This window comes from Streptomyces sp. SAI-135, assembly GCF_029893805.1.
In the GTDB taxonomy this organism is placed as follows: Bacteria; Actinomycetota; Actinomycetes; order Streptomycetales; family Streptomycetaceae; genus Streptomyces.
Genome location: NZ_JARXYP010000002.1, coordinates 4,943,567 through 4,959,670, shown reverse-complemented (window position 1 = coordinate 4,959,670; position 16,104 = coordinate 4,943,567). Strand labels below are relative to the sequence as shown.

The window sequence follows — 16,104 nt, the reverse complement described above, 5'->3', positions numbered from 1 at the left end:
CATGTTCAGGACCCTGGGGGGTGGAGATTTGACAACAAATCGGACCAACGCGACACATCCCCATGCGATCACTGAACTGTGTGCAGAGGGGGAGCGCCTCTACGCCAACGCACTGCGCACCGGACGCATCACCCGTGCGGACGTGGAACCCGCGCCCTGCCTCATGGAATACGCCCTCCTGCACCCCGATCCCGACGACGCGAACTGGCTGCGTCCGGTTCCGCCCTCCGTCGCACTGGCCCAGCGCCTGAACCCCATCGAACGCGAGATCTCCGAGCGCCGGCGGACCTCGATCGAACTGGCCGAGGTCTTCGAACCGTTCATGGCCCTCAGCGCCCAGGACACGGCACCGACGCACGCGATCACGGTGCTGGAGGGCCTGGACCGGATAAACGCGGCTCTCGACCTGGCCACCGACCAGTGCCGCAACGAGATGCTCACGATCCAGCCCAGCGCCAACCACCCCGAGCAGCGGGTCATCGAGGGACTGGAACGCGACCGGACCCTCACCGAGCGAGGGGTTCGCATCCGCACCCTGTACCAGCACACCGCCCGGTACAGCCCCGCCCGGATCGCCTACATGGAGCGCTTCGCCGACGGCAAGGTGGAGTACCGGACCATCGACGAGCTGGTGGAGCGGCTCATCATCTGCGACGAGTCCGTGGCCTTCCTGCCCGTCCGCGACGACCGGCAGGTCGCCCTGGAACTGCGGCACCCGGGCCTCGTCGGCTATCTGATCAAGGTGTTCGAGTTCATGTGGAACCGCGCCGTGCCGCTGAGCGCCGGCGCCCCGTACGAGACGGCCCCCGACGGCATCACCGAAATCCAGCACTCCATCGCCAAGCTCCTGGTCGAGGGCCACGTCGACGAGGCGATAGCCCGCCGCCTGGGCATGAACGTGCGCACCTGCCGGGCCCACATCGCCAAGCTGGCGACCGCCCTCGGCAGCGGCAGCCGCGCCCAGCTCGGCTTCCTCATCGCGCAGTCGGGCATCCTCAAGCCCGACCAGCCGATAACCGGGGGAGACGGCCACCCGTGACCGGGTCGCACACGCACGGAACGGAGGAGCTGTGCGAGGCGGGCCTCGACCTGTACACCCGTGCGCTGCGGGAGGGACGGATACGGGCCGCGGAAGCGGACCGGGCGCCCTGTCTGATCGACCTCGGGCTGTTGCAGCCGGACCTCGGGGACCTGCGGTGGCTGCGCCCCGTCACCCCGGCCTTCGCCCTGCACCGCCTGCTGCGCGCCGCCGAGGACCGCATCGCCGACGAGCGGCGCCGTGAGGAGCGGCTGACGGCGGTGTTCGCATCGCTGGTGGAGATCGAGGGACCGCACGCGGCGGCCGCGGGGGCTCCGGCGATCAGCGTCCTCAGCGGTCTCGACCGCATCGGGCAGGCCATCGACCGGACGCTGGCGAACGCCTCGGGCGAGGTCCTCACCATCCAGCCGCACACCAGTCACACCCACTCCCCCGCCGAGATCCATGCCGAGGCGCTGGTCCGCGACCAGGCCCTGCTCGACCGGGGCGGCCGCATCCGCGTCCTCTACCAGCACACGCTCCGCCACGCCCCCAGCATCCTGGCCCGCTACGAGCGCCTGAGCGGCGACGTCGAGGCCCGCACCCTGGACGAGGTCACCCAGCGCCTGATCGTCGTCGAGCGCGAGGTCGCGTTCATCCCCGCCAACAAGGACCGCACGCTCGCCCTGGAGATCCGCCACCCCGCCATCGTCGAGTTCCTCGCCACCGCCTTCGACCGCCTGTGGCGCCTGGCCACCCCGATGCACCCCCGAGCCGTCCAGCAACCGACCGTCAACGGCATCACCCCCCGGCAGCGGGCCATCGCCGCCCTGCTCGTCGAGGGGCACACCGACGCCGTCATCGCCGACCGGCTCGGCATGAACATCCGCACCGCCCGCGTCCACATCGCCAAGCTCGCCGCCACCCTCGGCAGCGAGAGCCGCGCCCAACTCGGCTATCTCATCGGGCAGTCGGGCATTCTCGGGCAGGAGGACACGGACGCGTGAGCACGGCGGCAGCCCATCCGGAACACGGCCCGGAAGACCCGTGCCCCGAAGGCATCGAGCTCTACGCACGCGCCCTGCGCGAGGGCGGGATCGACAGCCGGGACGCCTCGCCGCTGCCCTGCCTCCTCGACAGCGGTCTGCTGCGGCCCGACGCCCGGGACGCCGCCCGGCTGGAACCCGTGCCCCCCGCCCTCGTCCTGCACCGCATGCTGCGCACCACCACCGACCGGGTGGCGCACGAACGGCGGCGGGAACAGCGGCTCGCGGAGGCGTTCGCGCCGCTCCTGCGGACGGACGTACGCGGCACGGAGGCCGCGGAGAACCCGGCGATCCGAGTCGTCAGCGGTACCGGTCCCATCAACGAGGCCATCAGCAAGGCCATGACGGGGGTCGTGGACGAACTCCTGTGCGTGCAGCCCAACGTCCACTACAACGACAGCAGGGGCGCCGCCGCCCAGGTCGTGGCGATGGACCGGGACCAGGCCCTGCTCGACCGCGGCGCCCGTATCCGCACCCTGTACCAGCACACCCAGCGCCACATGCCGCTGGTCCTCGCCCGTTACGAGCAACTGCGCGGCGACGCCGAGGCACGCTCCCTGGACGAGGTCACCGACCGGCTCATCGTCGCCGACCGGGACGTGGCGTTCATCCCCCCGCCGGCAGGGACGGCACGGTCGCGCTGGAGATCCGGCACCCGGCCCTGGTCGAGTTCTTCGCCGCCACCTTCTACCGCCTGTGGTGGCAGGCCACGCCCATGTACCCGCAGACCGTCCACCGGCCGAGCCTGAACGGCGTCACCCCGCGCCAACGGGCCATCGCCGGGCTGCTGGTGGAAGGCCACACCGACGCCGTCATCGCGGACCGGCTCGGCATGAACATCCGCACCGCCCGCGTCCACATCGCCAAACTCGCCGCCACCCTCGGCAGCGAGAGCCGCGCCCAGCTGGGCTACCTCATCGGACGGTCCGGGATTCTTGACCGGGGAGCGTGACCGGGGGTACGGCCGCCGGGCCGTCCAGGCCCACCTGCGCTATCCGGACGCCCAGTTGCGTACGGCTGGCCGCCCCGAGCGTCTCCGACAGCCGCGCGATGTGGGCCCGGCAGGTGCGCACGCTGATCCCCAGCCGTTCCGCGATCACCGCGTCCTGGTGGCCCTCGGCCAGCAGCGCGGCGATGGACTGCTCGCGGTGGGAGATGCCCTCGATGCCGGTGTCGGGCAGGGGGGCGGTGAGGGGGATGGCCAGGCGCCACAGCCGCTCGAAGACCGTCACCAGGTACTCCACCAGCGCCGGGTGCCGCAGCTCCAGGGCGAGGGTGCGATCGGCGTTGGCGGGGATGAAGGCCACCGTGCGGTCGAAGAGGATCAGCCGGTCGATCACCTCGTCCAGGGTCCGCGCCTGGACGGTGCCGCCCATCAACTCCAGGTAGTTCAGCAGCCCTTGGCCGTGCCGGGCCACATGGGTGTACAGGTCCCGCATCCGCACGCCCCGGCCGCGCAGCGCCAGCGCCCGGTGCAGACCCTCCGTCAGCTCGTGCTCGGGGCGGATACCGCCGGGCTGGACCGTGAGGACCTCCGTCGTGCACGCCTCGGTGGCCTCGTCCATCGCGGCCTGGATCCGGGAGAGACCGTCGAGGACCCGGATCGCGGTCCCCTCGCCGGCGCCCGGCACGACACTGGGCCCGAGGCCCGCGTACCGCTCCACCGCGGCGACCGCCTCACCGACCCGCCGCTGGCTCGCGCTGACCTCGTCGTGGACCCCGCGCAGCAGCCGGGTCATGACCTCCTGGGGTGCCGTCGGCACCAGCCAGTCCATGTCGTCGGGATCCGGGTGCAGCAGGGCCAGTTCCAGCAGACAGGGCACCGGTCCGGCGTCGGCGCGCGGCACGCGGCCGCGTCGTACGGCCCGGGAGTACACCCGGTCCCCGGCCTCGCACAGCCGGTCAGCACCGTGTGGATGGTCGTCCGTCCCGAGCCCGGCCATTGCCCATCCCACCCCCGGTTCCAGCGTCTACCGCCCTCTTGTCCTGTTCCCCACCGGGGCGTCGAAGCCCCCTCGGCTCCGCAACTATGCGCGGCCCGGACCGGCTCCGCAACACGGCTCTTCGCGCCGGGGGCGGAGAAAACAGCCGGTATGCCCCGTTACCTACGGGCCTCCGCCCGCCGGTCTGCAACAAGCTGATGGCGGTACGGCCACCCTCACGGGTGCATCGCCCAGCGGCGGAACTCCCGGCTCCGCGTGTCGACTTCCGGAAACCCGGCAGTGATCACCCTGTTACGTACCGCACTTAACGTCAGGTCATGGCGGACATATTTGACGCGTACGCGCTGGCCGACGCGTGGGACGAGATGTTCGAGCGGCCGGGCGAGGTCAGGACCGCCTATGAGCCGGTGCTGGCGGCGCTTCAGGCGATCGAACCGGGCGAACTCGGTTTCCGGGCCGACCAGATGGCCCGCGCGTTCACCGACCGGGGCGTGACCTACGCCTTCGCGGGCGAGGAGCGGCCCTGGCCGCTGGACCTCGTGCCCAGGATCCTCGACGCCCCCGCATGGGATCTCGTACAACGCGGGGTCAGCCAGCGGGTCAGGGCCCTGGAGGCGTACCTCGCCGACGCCTACGGACCCGCCCGCGCCTTCGAGGACGGCGTGGTGCCCTGGCGGCTGCTGCTGAACTCCCCGCACTTCCACCGGGCCGCGCACGGTCTCGAACCCGTGGGCGGCGTGCGCATCCATGTCGCCGGCATCGACCTGGTCCGGGACGAACAGGGCGACTTCCGGGTCCTCGAGGACAACGTGCGGGTTCCCAGCGGCGTGTCGTACGTCATCGAGAACCGGCGCGCCATGACCCGCGTCTTCCCCTCCCTCTTCGCCGAGCAGCACGTGCTCCCCGTCGACGGGTACGCGCAGAAGCTGCTCGCCGCCCTGCGCGCCGCCGCGCCCGACGGCGTCCAGGACCCCCGGGTCGTGGTCCTCACCCCCGGGCCCAGCAACGCGGCCTACTTCGAACACGCCCTGCTCGCCCGGCTGATGGGCGTGCAGCTGGTCGAGGGGCACGACCTGGTGTGCCGGGGCAACCGGGTGTGGATGCGCACGACCCGCGGGGAGGTGCCCGTCCATGTCGTATACCGGCGCCTGGACGACGACTTCCTCGACCCGCTGCACTTCCGCCCCGACTCGGTGATCGGCTGTCCGGGCATCCTCGGCGCGGCCATGGCGGGTCACGTCACCCTGGCCAACGCGGTCGGCAACGGCATCGCCGACGACAAGCTGCTCTACACCTACGTGCCGGACCTGATCCGCTACTACCTCTGCGAGGAACCGATTCTGCCCAACGTGGAGTCGTACCGCCCGGACGAGCCCGGGCAGCTGGAGGCCGTCCTCGACCAGATCGACCGGCTCGTCGTGAAGCCGGTCGACGGGGCCGGCGGCCAGGGCATCGTCATCGGTCCCAAGGCCGACCGCAAGACCCTGGAGAGAACCCGCGAGGCCGTCCGCCGGGACCCTCGGGGCTTCATCGCCCAGCGCCCCGTCGCCCTGTCCACCTCTCCCACCCTCGCGGGCGAACGCATGGCGCCCCGCCACATAGACCTGCGCCCCTTCGCCGTCAACGACGGCAGCGACATCTGGGTCCTGCCCGGCGGCCTGACCCGGGTCGCCCTCCAGGAGGGCAACCTGATCGTCAACTCCAGCCAGGGCGGCGGCTCCAAGGACACCTGGGTGCTCGCCGAGGGCCCCGCGGAGCCGCCCAGACCCGCGGACCACGGTGCCCACCTGGACATCGCCCCACGACAGCTCGGTCCCGACGGCACCCCCGCCGTCGTACAGGAAGGGGCGCAGCAGCAGTGAACGACGTGATCCTCTCCCGGATAGCCGAGGCACTGACCTGGACCGGCCGTTACGTCGAGCGGGCGGACACCACCGGACGGATCCTCGACGCCTACCTCCACCGGATGCTGGAGGACCCGTGGCGCGACGAGGACGTGGCCTGCCGGTCGCTCTACGCGATCCTCGGCGTCGACGCGGGCGGCACCCGGGTCGACATGCAGCAGGTCCTCGACCAGCTCGCCTTCGACGCCCGCTCGACCTGCTCCATCGAGGGCGCGCTCGGCGCGGCCCGGCTGAACGCCCGCAGCGCCCGTGAGGTCGTCTCCTCGGAGATGTGGGAGTGCCTGAACTCCACCTGGCACGCCCTGGCCGACCAGCGCCTCGCGGCCCGCCGCACCGGCCCCTACGCGTATCTGGAGCTCGTACGGCGGCGCGCGGCCCTCTTCTTCGGGCTCGCCGACTCCACCATGAGCCGGGACGACAGCTGGCGTTTCGTCGTGCTGGGCCGGAGTCTGGAGCGGGTGGACATGACCGTGCGGCTGCTGTCGGTGCGGGTCCTGGACGCGGCCCACGCGCCCGACTGGCCGACCCTGCTGAGCGCCTCGGGCGCCGACGAGGCGTACGCGCGCCTGTACGGCGGCTTCGGCGACACCCCGCGGGTGGCCGAGTTCCTGCTCCTGGACCGGGACTTCCCGCGTTCGGCCCTGCACGCCCTGACGACGGCCGAGGAGTGCCTGACCGCGCTCGGCCGCCCCCGCCAGGACCCCGCGCGCCGCCCGATCGGCCGGATGCGCACCCGCCTCGAATACCTCGACCTGCACGCCCTGGAGGAACAACTCCCGCTGCTGCTGAGGGACTTGCAGACCGCCTGCATGGCCTCGGCGGAGGCGGTGGCGGAGCGGTTCTTCCCGTACCAGGGGCCCGTCGAGTGGGCCCAGGAAGGAGCGTGAGGTGACTCGCCGGCTCCGCATCGAGCACGTCACACACGTGGCGTACGCCCAGCCCGCGGCCTCGTCCCACAACGAGGTCCGCATGACCCCGCTGACCCTGCCCGGCCAGACCACCCTGGACGCCCGGGTCACCGTCAACCCGGCGACGCCCACCTGGTCGTACTGGGACTACTGGGGCACCCAGGTCACCGGCTTCGACCTGATGGACCCGCACGGCCATCTCACCATCACGGCCTCCAGCCTGGTCGAGACCCACCCGGCAGGGCCGCTCCCCGAACCGCCCGGCTGGGCCGAGCTCGCCGAACGGAGCGCGAACTCACGCCTGCTGGAGTTCCTCGACCCCACGGTCCGTACGACCGTCCCCGCCGAACTGGTCGAGCGGGCGCGGGAGGCCGCGGCCGGCCTCGACGTCCACGCGACCGCGGTCGCCGTGTCCGCCCTCGTCGCCGACCGGGTCTCCTACCTGCCCGGCACCACGGGCGTGAACACCTCCGCCGCCGAGGCCTGGCAGCAGGGCGCCGGTGTCTGCCAGGACATCGCCCACGTCACCCTCGCGCTGCTGCGGGGCCTCGGCCTGCCGACCCGGTACGTCTCCGGCTATCTGCACCCCGAGCGGGAGGCGGAGCTGCACCGGCCGGTCGCGGGGCAGAGCCACGCCTGGGTCGAGTACTGGGCGGGCGAGTGGTGCGGCTACGACCCCACCAACCGGGTCCGGGCCGACGAGTCCCACGTGGTGGTCGGCCGGGGCCGGGACTACGACGACGTGACCCCGCACAAGGGGATCTACCGGGGTGTCCCGGGAGGGCCGCCGGAGGTGACGGTGGACTTCACGCGGGTGGCGTGAGCGGCGGGAGGGGCCGCGCGGCTACTTCAGGCCCGCGGCCTGGCAGTCGCTCGCGTACGCCGAGGTGCAGATGTCCTTGACGGAGTAGATGCCGTCCTTGACGACGGTGCTCTTGATGTTGTCCCGCGTCAGGGCGACGACCTGGACGAGCTGGGCCGGGATGTTCTTGTTCGTGGGGCTGTCCACGCTGTCCTTGGCGAGGGCGTCGAACTGGATTCCCTTGCCCTGGATCTTCGTCACGGCCATCTCGGCGGCGGCCTCGGCCTCGTCCGGGTACGGCTTGTAGACGCTCATGTACTGCTCGCCCGCGACGATCCGCTGCACCGCGGCCAGCTCGGCGTCCTGGCCCGTGATGGGCGGCAGCTTGGTCATGCCCGCGTCCTCCATCGCCTGGATGGCGGCGCCGGCCATGGCGTCGTTGGCGGAGTACACGGCCTTGATGTTGCCCTTGCCGATCGCGCTGACCGCCTCGGCCATGTTCTTCTGCGCGGTCTCCGGCTTCCAGCCGTCGACGTCGTAGGTCTTGGCGATCGTCACCTTGCCGTTGAGCTCCGACATCGCGCCCGCCTTGAACTGGCCGGCGTTCGGGTCGGACGGCGAGCCGTTGATCATCACGATCTTGTCGGAGGTGTCGATGTCCGAGCCGAGCGCCTCCAGGAGGGAGCGGCCCTGCACCTCGCCGACGAGTTCGTTGTCGAAGGAGACGTACCCGTCGATCGGGCCCTCGGCGAGCCGGTCGTAGGCGATGACCGGGATGCCCGCCTCCTTGGCCTTCTCCACCATGCCCGCGATGGCGTGCGAGTCCACGGCGTCCAGCAGGATGACGTCGACCTTCTGGTCGATCATCTGCTGCATCTGCCCGGCCTGCTTGGTGGCGTTGGCCTCGCCGTTGGCGTAGACGGTCTTGCCCTGCTTGTTCGTGAGCTCGGCGACCTTCTTCTGGATGATCGGGTAGTCGAACTCCTCGTAGCGGGTGTTCGTCTTCTCCGGCATCAGCACACCCACGGTGATGTCGTTGCCCTTGGTCGGGCTCGCCTCGCTCCCGCTCGCGGCGCCGAGCGCGCCGCAGGCGGCCAGCGAGAGGGTCATCGTGGACGCGGCCACGGCTATGGCGATACGACGCATGGGGCTGCTCACTTCTGATGCTTTCCGGACGCGGGCGCGGCATTGCGGCCCATGTGACTGAAAAGCCAACGCGGCGCCGCCCACCGGCGTCAAGCGGAATCACTTAACGAGTGCGCAACGCCACTCTCCGCCGATGGTGTGAAGACTTGGCGCGAACACTAGTACAACCAACTTCACACCTCATGAGTCGTGATCACAGCAGCCCCACAACTGCTGTTCCGTGTCCGACCAGAGGATCGAATGAAGTCAGCCAGACGGACGACCGCCACCGCCGTCGTCCTCACCATCGCCGGCACCCTGTTCACGGTGACGGCGGCCCCCGCCTCGGCCGCCGTCACCTGCGCCTCCCCCATGTTCAAGCGCCAGTTCTACGCGAACACGAGCCTGTCCGGCACCCCGAAGAAGACGGACTGCGACACCGCGATCGACCAGACCTGGACCGGCGCCCCCGTCTCCGGCCTCCCCAAGGACAACTTCGGCGTCCGCTGGACCGTGACCCGCGACTTCGGCTCCGGCGGCCCCTTCGCCCTCAACGCCACCGGCCTCGACGGCATGCGGGTCCACCTCGACGGCGTCCGCAAGATCGACCTCTGGAAGAACGTCTCCACGACGGTCACCAAGACCGCCAACGTCACCATCCCCTCCGGCAGACACACCCTGCGCATCGACTACGCCCACTGGACCGGCACCGCCAAGGTCAAGGTCACCTACACACCCCGCACCTCGCCCGACATCGACAAGGTCAAGCCGCTCACGCCGACGGGCACTTCGGTGACCTACGACAAGACCACCGGCAACGCCAAGGTCAGCTGGGCGAGGAACAAGGAGATGGACCTCGCGGGATACCGGGTCTACCGACGGCTCAAGGGCACCTCCTTCCCGACCGCCTCGCTCACGACGACCACCTCGACCTCGTACACCGACAGCACCCTGCCGGTGACCGGCGACACGTACTACTACGAGGTCCGCGCCCGCGACAAGGCGGGCAACGAGTCGGGCGGCACCGCCGACCAGGCCGTGGTCACCGTCGACCGGACCGCGCCGGCCGCGGCCACAGGGCTGACGGCGGTGGGCACCACGATGGGCAACTCCATGACCTGGCAGGCGTCCCCGTCCAAGGACGTCGACCACTACGAGGTCTGGGGCGCCCCGGTGGGACAGTCCGACCCCGACGGGCCGCACCCGGTCTGGGGCACCTCCTGGACGGACGTGACCGCAGACGAGGGAACGGCGTACGCGTACAAGGTGCAGGCCGTCGACACGGCCGGGAACTTCGCGCCGGTATCAGACCCGGCCACGGTCACCCGCCCGGTCCCCTCGGCGGTGCCTGCCCCGACCGGGGTCACCGGCACCCCCGCCGACGCGGCCACCGCCCTCGCGTGGACCGCGGCCCCCGACGCCAGCGGATACCACGTCTACCGGCGTACCCGCGTCAACGGCGCCTGGATCCTGCTCGGCACCGCGTCCGGCACGTCGTACGAGGACACCTCGGCGCCGAAGGGCGCGGCCTCCTACTACGTGGCCGCCGTCGACGCGAGTGGCGCCGACTCGGTGCCCTCCTCGCAGGTGACCGTCGACCGGCTCACCCCGGCCACCGCGACCGGCCCGGCCGCGCCGAAGCTGACCCTGGTCACCAACGGGGTGCCCGGACGCTCCCCGATCGAGGTGACAGCCGCGCCCGGCGCGGGTGACGAGGCACGCGTCCTGAAGGGCTACGCGTGGGAGATCACGGGCGCCTGCGGCGACAGCGGCACGCAGTTCTCCACCACCGGCACTCTCTCCTGGACGGCCCCCTGGAACGGCCCCTGCGTCGCCACGGCGTACGCCGTGGACGCCTACGGCCGCCAGGGCACGCAGGGCGCCTCCGTGGAGTTCTTCAGCGGACGCTGACGGCATGTGAGCAGGGGCCCGGAGAGATCTCCGGGCCCCTACTCGTGCACTGCTCGCGCGCCGCCTAGTCCTTGGCCTTCTTCGGTCGCCACACCACCAGCGCGCTGGTCTGCTGGACCTCCTGGTACGGGACCAGGTCGCGGCGGTACGACGCGTGCACCGCTGCCTCGCGCTGCTGCATGGCCGCCGCGGCGCCCTCGACGGCCGCCTGGAGCTCGGCCACCCGGGACTGCAGCGCCGCGACCTGGTTCTCCAGCTCGATGATGCGCTTGATGCCCGCGAGGTTGATGCCCTCGTCCTGCGACAACTGCTGGACGGTGCGCAGCAGTTCGATGTCCCGGGCCGAGTAGCGCCGGCCCCGGCCCGCGGTGCGGTCCGGGGACACCAGGCCCAGGCGGTCGTACTGGCGCAGCGTCTGCGGGTGCAGGCCGGACAGCTGGGCCGCCACCGAGATGACGTAGACCGGGGTCTCCTCGGTCAGTTCATACGGGTTGCGTCGACGGCCGTCCATCTCGATCAAGCTCCCTTCGCGGCCTGGAACAGCTCCGCCCGTGGATCCTCACCCACGGTCGCCTCGCGATACGCCTCGAGTGCGTCACGAGCCTTCCCCGACAGCTCGGTCGGGACACTCACCTCGACGGTGACCAGCAGATCGCCCCGGGTGCCGTCCTTGCGGACCGCGCCCTTGCCCCGCGCCCGCATGGTGCGGCCGTTGGGTGTGCCCGGGGGCAGTTTCAGCGTCACGACGGGTCCGCCCAGGGTGGGGACCCTGACCTCGCCGCCGAGCGCCGCCTCGGTGAAGGTCACCGGGACCGTCACCGTGAGGTTGTCGCCCTTGCGGCCGAAGACGGGGTGCGGGGCGACGTGCACGGTGACGTACAGGTCGCCCGCAGGGCCGCCGCGTTCACCGGGCGCCCCCTTCCCGCGCAGCCGGATCCGCTGCCCGTCGGAGACGCCCGCCGGGATGCGGACCTGCATGGTGCGGGAGGACTTGGCCCGCCCGGAGCCCTTGCAGATCTCGCAGGGGTTCTCCGCGATCAGGCCGCGGCCCTTGCAGTCCGGGCACGGGTCCGTGAGGGAGAAGCCTCCCCCGGAGCCCCGGGCCACCTGTCCGGTGCCCACGCAGGTCGGGCACACGCGCGGGTTGCCGTTGGCGTCGCCGGTGCCCGAACAGGCCTTGCAGGGGGCCTGCGAGGACATCCTGAGCGGGACCGTCGCGCCTTCGATGGCCTCGGTGAAGCTGAGGCTGACCTCGGTGTCGATGTCCTGGCCGCGCCGCGGCTGGACACGTGTGCTCCCGGAGCTGCCCCGGTTGAACAGGCCGCCGAAGACGTCTCCGAGTCCGCCGCCGAAGCCGCCGGCCTGGCCCCCGCCCTGGGCGCCTCCGAAGAGGTCGCCCAGGTCGAAGTTGAAGGAGCCGCCCGCGCCGCCCGGCCCCGGGCGGAAGCCGCCGTTGCCGAACAGGGCGCGGGCCTCGTCGTACTCCTTGCGCTTCTTGGGGTCACCGAGGACGTCGTTCGCCTCGGAGATCTCCTTGAAGCGCTCCTCGGCCTTGGTGTTGCCCTTGTTGGCGTCCGGGTGGAACTCGCGGGCGAGCTTCCGGTACGCCTTCTTGATCTCGGCCTCGGTGGCGTCCTTGGGGACACCGAGGACCTTGTAGTAGTCCTTCTCGATGAAGTCCTTGGTGCTCATCCCCGACGCCCCTCCTTCCGGTCACCGACCACTTCAGCCCTCTTCAGAGCTGTTGTCCTTCTCCTCGCCGGCCTCGGACTCGTCCTTGACCGTCTGCGCACCCGGCTGCGGCTCGGCCACGGCCACCCGCGCGGGGCGGATGGTGCGCTCGCCGATGCGATACCCGGGCTGCAGAATCGCCACGCAGGTCGTCTCGGTGACGTCCGGCGCGTAACTGTGCATCAGGGCCTCGTGGATCGTCGGGTCGAAGGGCTCGCCCTCCTTGCCGAACTGCTGCAGGCCCATCTTGGCCGCGACGGTCTCCAGGGACTCCGCGACGGACTTGAACCCGCCGAGGAGCTCCCCGTGTTCCCGCGCGCGGCCGATGTCGTCGAGCACGGGCAGGAGCTCGGTCAGGAGGTTCGCGACGGCGATCTCCTTGACCGTGATCCGGTCCCGCTCCACCCGGCGGCGGTAGTTCTGGAACTCGGCCTGGAGCCGCTGGAGGTCCGCGGTGCGCTCGTCGAGCGCCTTGCGCGACTGGTCCAGCTGCGCCGTCAGACCGGCGATCTGCGCTGTAGCGTCCCCGGCCGGGGCCGCCCCCGCCTCCGAAGAGGGAGCGGCGGCCTTCGGCTCGGCGTCGTCGGGGGTGGCGCCGGAGGGGACGTCGGGCTTCTCGTCGAAGCCCGGGGTCTCCTCCGTCACGCGGCACCGTCCTTGCGCTCGTCGTCCACGATCTCGGCGTCCACGACGTCGTCGTCGGCCTTGGGGGCCTCGGCGCCGGCCTCGCCGCCCGCGGCCTGCGCGGCCTGGGCGTCGGCGTACATGGCCTGGCCGACCTTCTGGGAGACCGCGGCGACCTTCTCGGTCGCGGTGCGGATCTCCGCGGTGTCCTCGCCCTTGAGCGCGGCCTTCAGCTCCTCGACGGCGGACTCGACCTCGGTCTTGACCTCACCGGGGACCTTGTCCTCGTTGTCCTTGAGGAACTTCTCCGTCTGGTAGACGAGCTGCTCGCCCTGGTTGCGGGTCTCGGCGGCCTCGCGGCGGCGGTGGTCCTCCTCCGCGTACTGCTCGGCCTCCTGGCGCATCCGGTCGACCTCGTCCTTCGGCAGCGAGGAGCCGCCGGTGACGGTCATCTTCTGCTCCTTGCCCGTGCCGAGGTCCTTCGCGGTCACGTGCATGATGCCGTTGGCGTCGATGTCGAAGGCGACCTCGATCTGCGGGACACCGCGCGGGGCCGGCGGCAGACCGGTCAGCTCGAACATCCCGAGCTTCTTGTTGTACGCCGCGATCTCGCGCTCGCCCTGGTAGACCTGGATCTGCACGGAGGGCTGGTTGTCCTCGGCGGTGGTGAAGATCTCGGACCGCTTGGTCGGGATCGTCGTGTTCCGCTCGATGAGCTTGGTCATGATGCCGCCCTTGGTCTCGATGCCGAGGGACAGCGGGGTCACGTCGAGGAGCAGGACGTCCTTGACCTCACCCTTGAGGACACCGGCCTGGAGGGCGGCGCCGATGGCGACGACCTCGTCCGGGTTGACGCCCTTGTTGGCGTCCTTGCCGCCGGTGAGCTCCTTGACGAGCTCGGCCACGGCGGGCATACGGGTGGAGCCACCGACGAGGACGACGTGGTCGATCTCGTTGATGGAGACGCCGGCGTCCTTCATGACGTTGAAGAACGGGGTCTTGCAGCGCTCCAGGAGGTCCGCGGTCAGCTGCTGGAACTGGGCCCGGGTGAGCTTCTCGTCCAGGTGCAGCGGACCCTCGGCGGAGGCCGTGATGTAGGGCAGGTTGATCGAGGTCTCGGTGGAGCTGGACAGCTCGATCTTGGCCTTCTCGGCGGCCTCGCGGAGGCGCTGGAGGGCCATCTTGTCCTTGGCGAGGTCCACGCCGTGACCGGACTTGAACTGCTGCACCAGGTAGTCGACGACACGCTGGTCCCAGTCGTCACCACCGAGGTGGTTGTCACCGTTGGTGGCCTTCACCTCGACGACGCCGTCGCCGATCTCCAGGAGGGACACGTCGAAGGTGCCGCCACCGAGGTCGAAGACGAGGATCGTCTGGTCGTCCTTGTCGAGGCCGTACGCGAGCGCGGCCGCGGTGGGCTCGTTGACGATGCGCAGGACGTTCAGGCCCGCGATCTCGCCGGCCTCCTTGGTCGCCTGACGCTCGGAGTCGTTGAAGTACGCCGGGACGGTGATGACCGCGTCGGTCACCTTCTCGCCCAGGTAGGACTCGGCGTCCCGCTTCAGCTTCTGAAGGATGAAGGCGGAGATCTGCTGCGGGTTGAAGGGCTTCCCGTCCAGCTCCATCTTCCAGTCGGTGCCCATGTGCCGCTTCACCGAACGGATGGTCCGGTCCACGTTGGTGACCGCCTGGCGCTTGGCCACCTCGCCGACCAGCACTTCGCCGTTCTTCGCGAAGGCGACGACGGACGGCGTGGTCCTGGCACCCTCGGCGTTGGTGATGACGGTGGGCTCGCCGCCTTCGAGAACGCTGACGACGGAGTTAGTCGTGCCCAGGTCGATGCCGACCGCACGTGCCATGGTTGATTCCTCCAGCTGACTTGAGTGGAACAGGCTCAAGTGTGCACGACAGCTCCGGCTCGGTCAACAGACCTGAGTCGTACGGACTCAACTCTTATCCGTTCCTTACACGCAACTGCCCTCTGACCTGCGTCGACACCGGACGCGGGGAGCTGCTGAGCCTGACACGAAGGAGTGCCAGGACGACCAGCAAGGCACCCCCGGCGACCCAGAGAGCACCGGTCGGGGCGATCCACCCGAGGTGCACCAGGACCCCGACGAGTACCCCGCCGAAGGCCGCGACACCGAGGACGACACACGCCCCCTGCGGAGTGAGCCCGAGCCGCCGCAGCCGGTGGGCGAGATGGTCGGGGGCGGCGCGCAGCAACGGCCGCCCGGACAGCCCCCGGGCCAGGACGACGAGCACGACGTCGGCGCTCACCACCGCGGTCAGCGCGAACAACACCCCCGCGCCGGAGCCGAGTTCCTGTCCCGCGCGGGTCGTCACGGCCGCGGCCGCCAGCACGAACCCGGTGAACAGCGCCCCGCACGCGCCGAGTCCCGCGCGCGCGGGATGCCAGTTGTGCATCAGGAACCCGGTCAGCGCGGCCGCCAGCACACTCAGCAGGACGGCGAGCCCGTCCATCACCTCGGCCGCCGCACAGGCCCCGGCCCCGAAAGCGGTGACGACCCCGACGGTCCCGGCGAGCCCGTCGGTGTGGTCCAGCGCCTTGAACCCGAGGGCGACGAAGACGATCCAGCCGACCGCGAGGAGCCCGGCGGGCACGCCCGTCTCCTCGTACGGCACGACGCACGCCGCCGCCACGGCCGTACCGCCCACCAGGAACCGCGCCTTGACCCGCCGTACGTCGGCGACGAGCCCGAGCAGGGCCACACAGGCGCCCGCGACCAGCAGGCGTCCGACGTCGGGGCCGAGCGGGGTGACGCCCCGCCAGTCCCCGACGAAGGCGACACCACAGGTGGCCACCACCACCGCCACCCCGCCGGACAGCGGCACCGGCCGTCGCCATCGCCGGTCGACGATGCCGAGGCGCAGGGCGGCCACTCGCAGCACGGCACTGAGCACGGCGGCGAGGAGCAGGGCGGAGGTGGCGGCGAGGATCCCGTAGAGCACAAGCCTAAATTAGCGCCGTATGTACCAATTCATCACGAATAACACGATCGGGTTTTAAGGTAACCCTCAGCGATTCAGATCACCCCGTGCCCGGCTACAGTGCGGCGGAGGATGGGGGT

General features: G+C 70.9%; 13 protein-coding genes and 1 pseudogene. 7 read left to right on the top strand and 7 right to left on the bottom strand.

The window, feature by feature from the left end; translation table 11 throughout:
* Position 1: 1 nt before the first annotated feature.
* From M2163_RS26970 to M2163_RS26960, 3 genes and pseudogenes are all read left to right on the top strand, one after another.
* Positions 2-1,039: a helix-turn-helix transcriptional regulator gene (locus M2163_RS26970; RefSeq protein WP_280850284.1), complete on the top strand. Its 1,038-nt coding sequence runs from the start codon at positions 2-4 to the stop codon at positions 1,037-1,039.
* Positions 1,036-2,025: a helix-turn-helix transcriptional regulator gene (locus M2163_RS26965; protein WP_280895257.1), complete on the top strand. Its 990-nt coding sequence runs from the start codon at positions 1,036-1,038 to the stop codon at positions 2,023-2,025. The genes M2163_RS26970 and M2163_RS26965 overlap by 4 nt, the downstream gene beginning before the upstream one ends.
* Positions 2,022-3,016 (top strand): annotated as a pseudogene (locus M2163_RS26960) (helix-turn-helix transcriptional regulator). The gene M2163_RS26965 and the pseudogene M2163_RS26960 overlap by 4 nt, the downstream one beginning before the upstream one ends.
* Here the strand turns inward: M2163_RS26960 and M2163_RS26955 are convergent.
* Positions 2,979-4,007: a LuxR C-terminal-related transcriptional regulator gene (locus tag M2163_RS26955; RefSeq protein ID WP_280850288.1), complete on the bottom strand. Its 1,029-nt coding sequence runs from the start codon at positions 4,005-4,007 to the stop codon at positions 2,979-2,981. The pseudogene M2163_RS26960 and the gene M2163_RS26955 overlap by 38 nt on opposite strands.
* A 317-nt stretch (positions 4,008-4,324) precedes the next feature.
* Between M2163_RS26955 and M2163_RS26950 the strand changes: the two genes are divergently transcribed.
* The 3 genes from M2163_RS26950 to M2163_RS26940 are packed head-to-tail and all read left to right on the top strand — an operon-like array spanning position 4,325 to position 7,642.
* Complete coding sequence (locus M2163_RS26950) at positions 4,325-5,869, top strand: circularly permuted type 2 ATP-grasp protein (protein WP_280895256.1); 1,545 nt, start codon at positions 4,325-4,327, stop codon at positions 5,867-5,869.
* Positions 5,866-6,798 (top strand): alpha-E domain-containing protein, encoded by a 933-nt coding sequence (locus M2163_RS26945; RefSeq protein ID WP_280850290.1) that lies wholly within the window; start codon positions 5,866-5,868, stop codon positions 6,796-6,798. Before M2163_RS26950 ends, M2163_RS26945 begins: the two co-directional genes overlap by 4 nt.
* Before the next feature lies 1 nt (position 6,799).
* On the top strand, positions 6,800-7,642 hold the full coding sequence (locus M2163_RS26940; RefSeq protein ID WP_280850291.1) for a transglutaminase family protein: 843 nt from the start codon (positions 6,800-6,802) through the stop codon (positions 7,640-7,642).
* A 21-nt stretch (positions 7,643-7,663) separates the two neighbouring features.
* Here the strand turns inward: M2163_RS26940 and M2163_RS26935 are convergent, their stop codons facing one another.
* Positions 7,664-8,767, bottom strand: a complete 1,104-nt coding sequence (locus M2163_RS26935; RefSeq protein WP_280850292.1) for a substrate-binding domain-containing protein — start codon at positions 8,765-8,767, stop codon at positions 7,664-7,666.
* Positions 8,768-9,007: 240 nt separating this feature from the next.
* Here M2163_RS26935 and M2163_RS26930 point away from each other — a divergent pair, with 240 nt between their 5' ends.
* The gene (locus M2163_RS26930; protein WP_280895255.1) at positions 9,008-10,657 is read left to right on the top strand and encodes a PA14 domain-containing protein; all 1,650 of its coding nucleotides are present in this window, start codon (positions 9,008-9,010) and stop codon (positions 10,655-10,657) included.
* A 64-nt stretch (positions 10,658-10,721) separates the two neighbouring features.
* Here the strand turns inward: M2163_RS26930 and M2163_RS26925 are convergent, their stop codons facing one another.
* From M2163_RS26925 to M2163_RS26905, 5 genes are all read right to left on the bottom strand, one after another.
* Positions 10,722-11,168, bottom strand: coding sequence for a helix-turn-helix domain-containing protein (locus tag M2163_RS26925; protein WP_037706704.1), 447 nt, complete (start codon positions 11,166-11,168; stop codon positions 10,722-10,724).
* A gap of 5 nt (positions 11,169-11,173) precedes the next feature.
* Positions 11,174-12,349, bottom strand: a complete 1,176-nt coding sequence (dnaJ, locus tag M2163_RS26920) for a molecular chaperone DnaJ (protein ID WP_280850294.1) — start codon at positions 12,347-12,349, stop codon at positions 11,174-11,176.
* A 33-nt stretch (positions 12,350-12,382) separates the two neighbouring features.
* Positions 12,383-13,033 (bottom strand): nucleotide exchange factor GrpE, encoded by a 651-nt coding sequence (gene grpE, locus M2163_RS26915; RefSeq protein ID WP_280850295.1) that lies wholly within the window; start codon positions 13,031-13,033, stop codon positions 12,383-12,385.
* A complete protein-coding gene (gene dnaK, locus M2163_RS26910) occupies positions 13,030-14,871 on the bottom strand; it encodes a molecular chaperone DnaK (RefSeq protein WP_280850296.1) in 1,842 nt (613 codons plus the stop codon). The genes grpE and dnaK overlap by 4 nt, the downstream gene beginning before the upstream one ends.
* 94 nt (positions 14,872-14,965) lie before the next feature.
* A complete protein-coding gene (locus M2163_RS26905; protein ID WP_280850297.1) occupies positions 14,966-15,985 on the bottom strand; it encodes an MraY family glycosyltransferase in 1,020 nt (339 codons plus the stop codon).
* Positions 15,986-16,104 lie beyond the last annotated feature (119 nt).

Excerpts from the sequence above, each read along its gene's own strand:
- M2163_RS26955 (WP_280850288.1), bottom strand. The coding sequence starts at position 4,007 with ATGGCCGGGCTCGGGACGGACGACCATCCACACGGTGCTGACCGGCTG.
- M2163_RS26930 (WP_280895255.1), top strand. The coding sequence starts at position 9,008 with ATGAAGTCAGCCAGACGGACGACCGCCACCGCCGTCGTCCTCACCATC.
- M2163_RS26950 (WP_280895256.1), top strand. The coding sequence starts at position 4,325 with ATGGCGGACATATTTGACGCGTACGCGCTGGCCGACGCGTGGGACGAG.
- M2163_RS26935 (WP_280850292.1), bottom strand. The coding sequence starts at position 8,767 with ATGCGTCGTATCGCCATAGCCGTGGCCGCGTCCACGATGACCCTCTCG.
- dnaK (WP_280850296.1), bottom strand. The coding sequence starts at position 14,871 with ATGGCACGTGCGGTCGGCATCGACCTGGGCACGACTAACTCCGTCGTC.
- M2163_RS26970 (WP_280850284.1), top strand. The coding sequence starts at position 2 with ATGTTCAGGACCCTGGGGGGTGGAGATTTGACAACAAATCGGACCAAC.
- dnaJ (WP_280850294.1), bottom strand. The coding sequence starts at position 12,349 with ATGAGCACCAAGGACTTCATCGAGAAGGACTACTACAAGGTCCTCGGT.
- M2163_RS26925 (WP_037706704.1), bottom strand. The coding sequence starts at position 11,168 with ATGGACGGCCGTCGACGCAACCCGTATGAACTGACCGAGGAGACCCCG.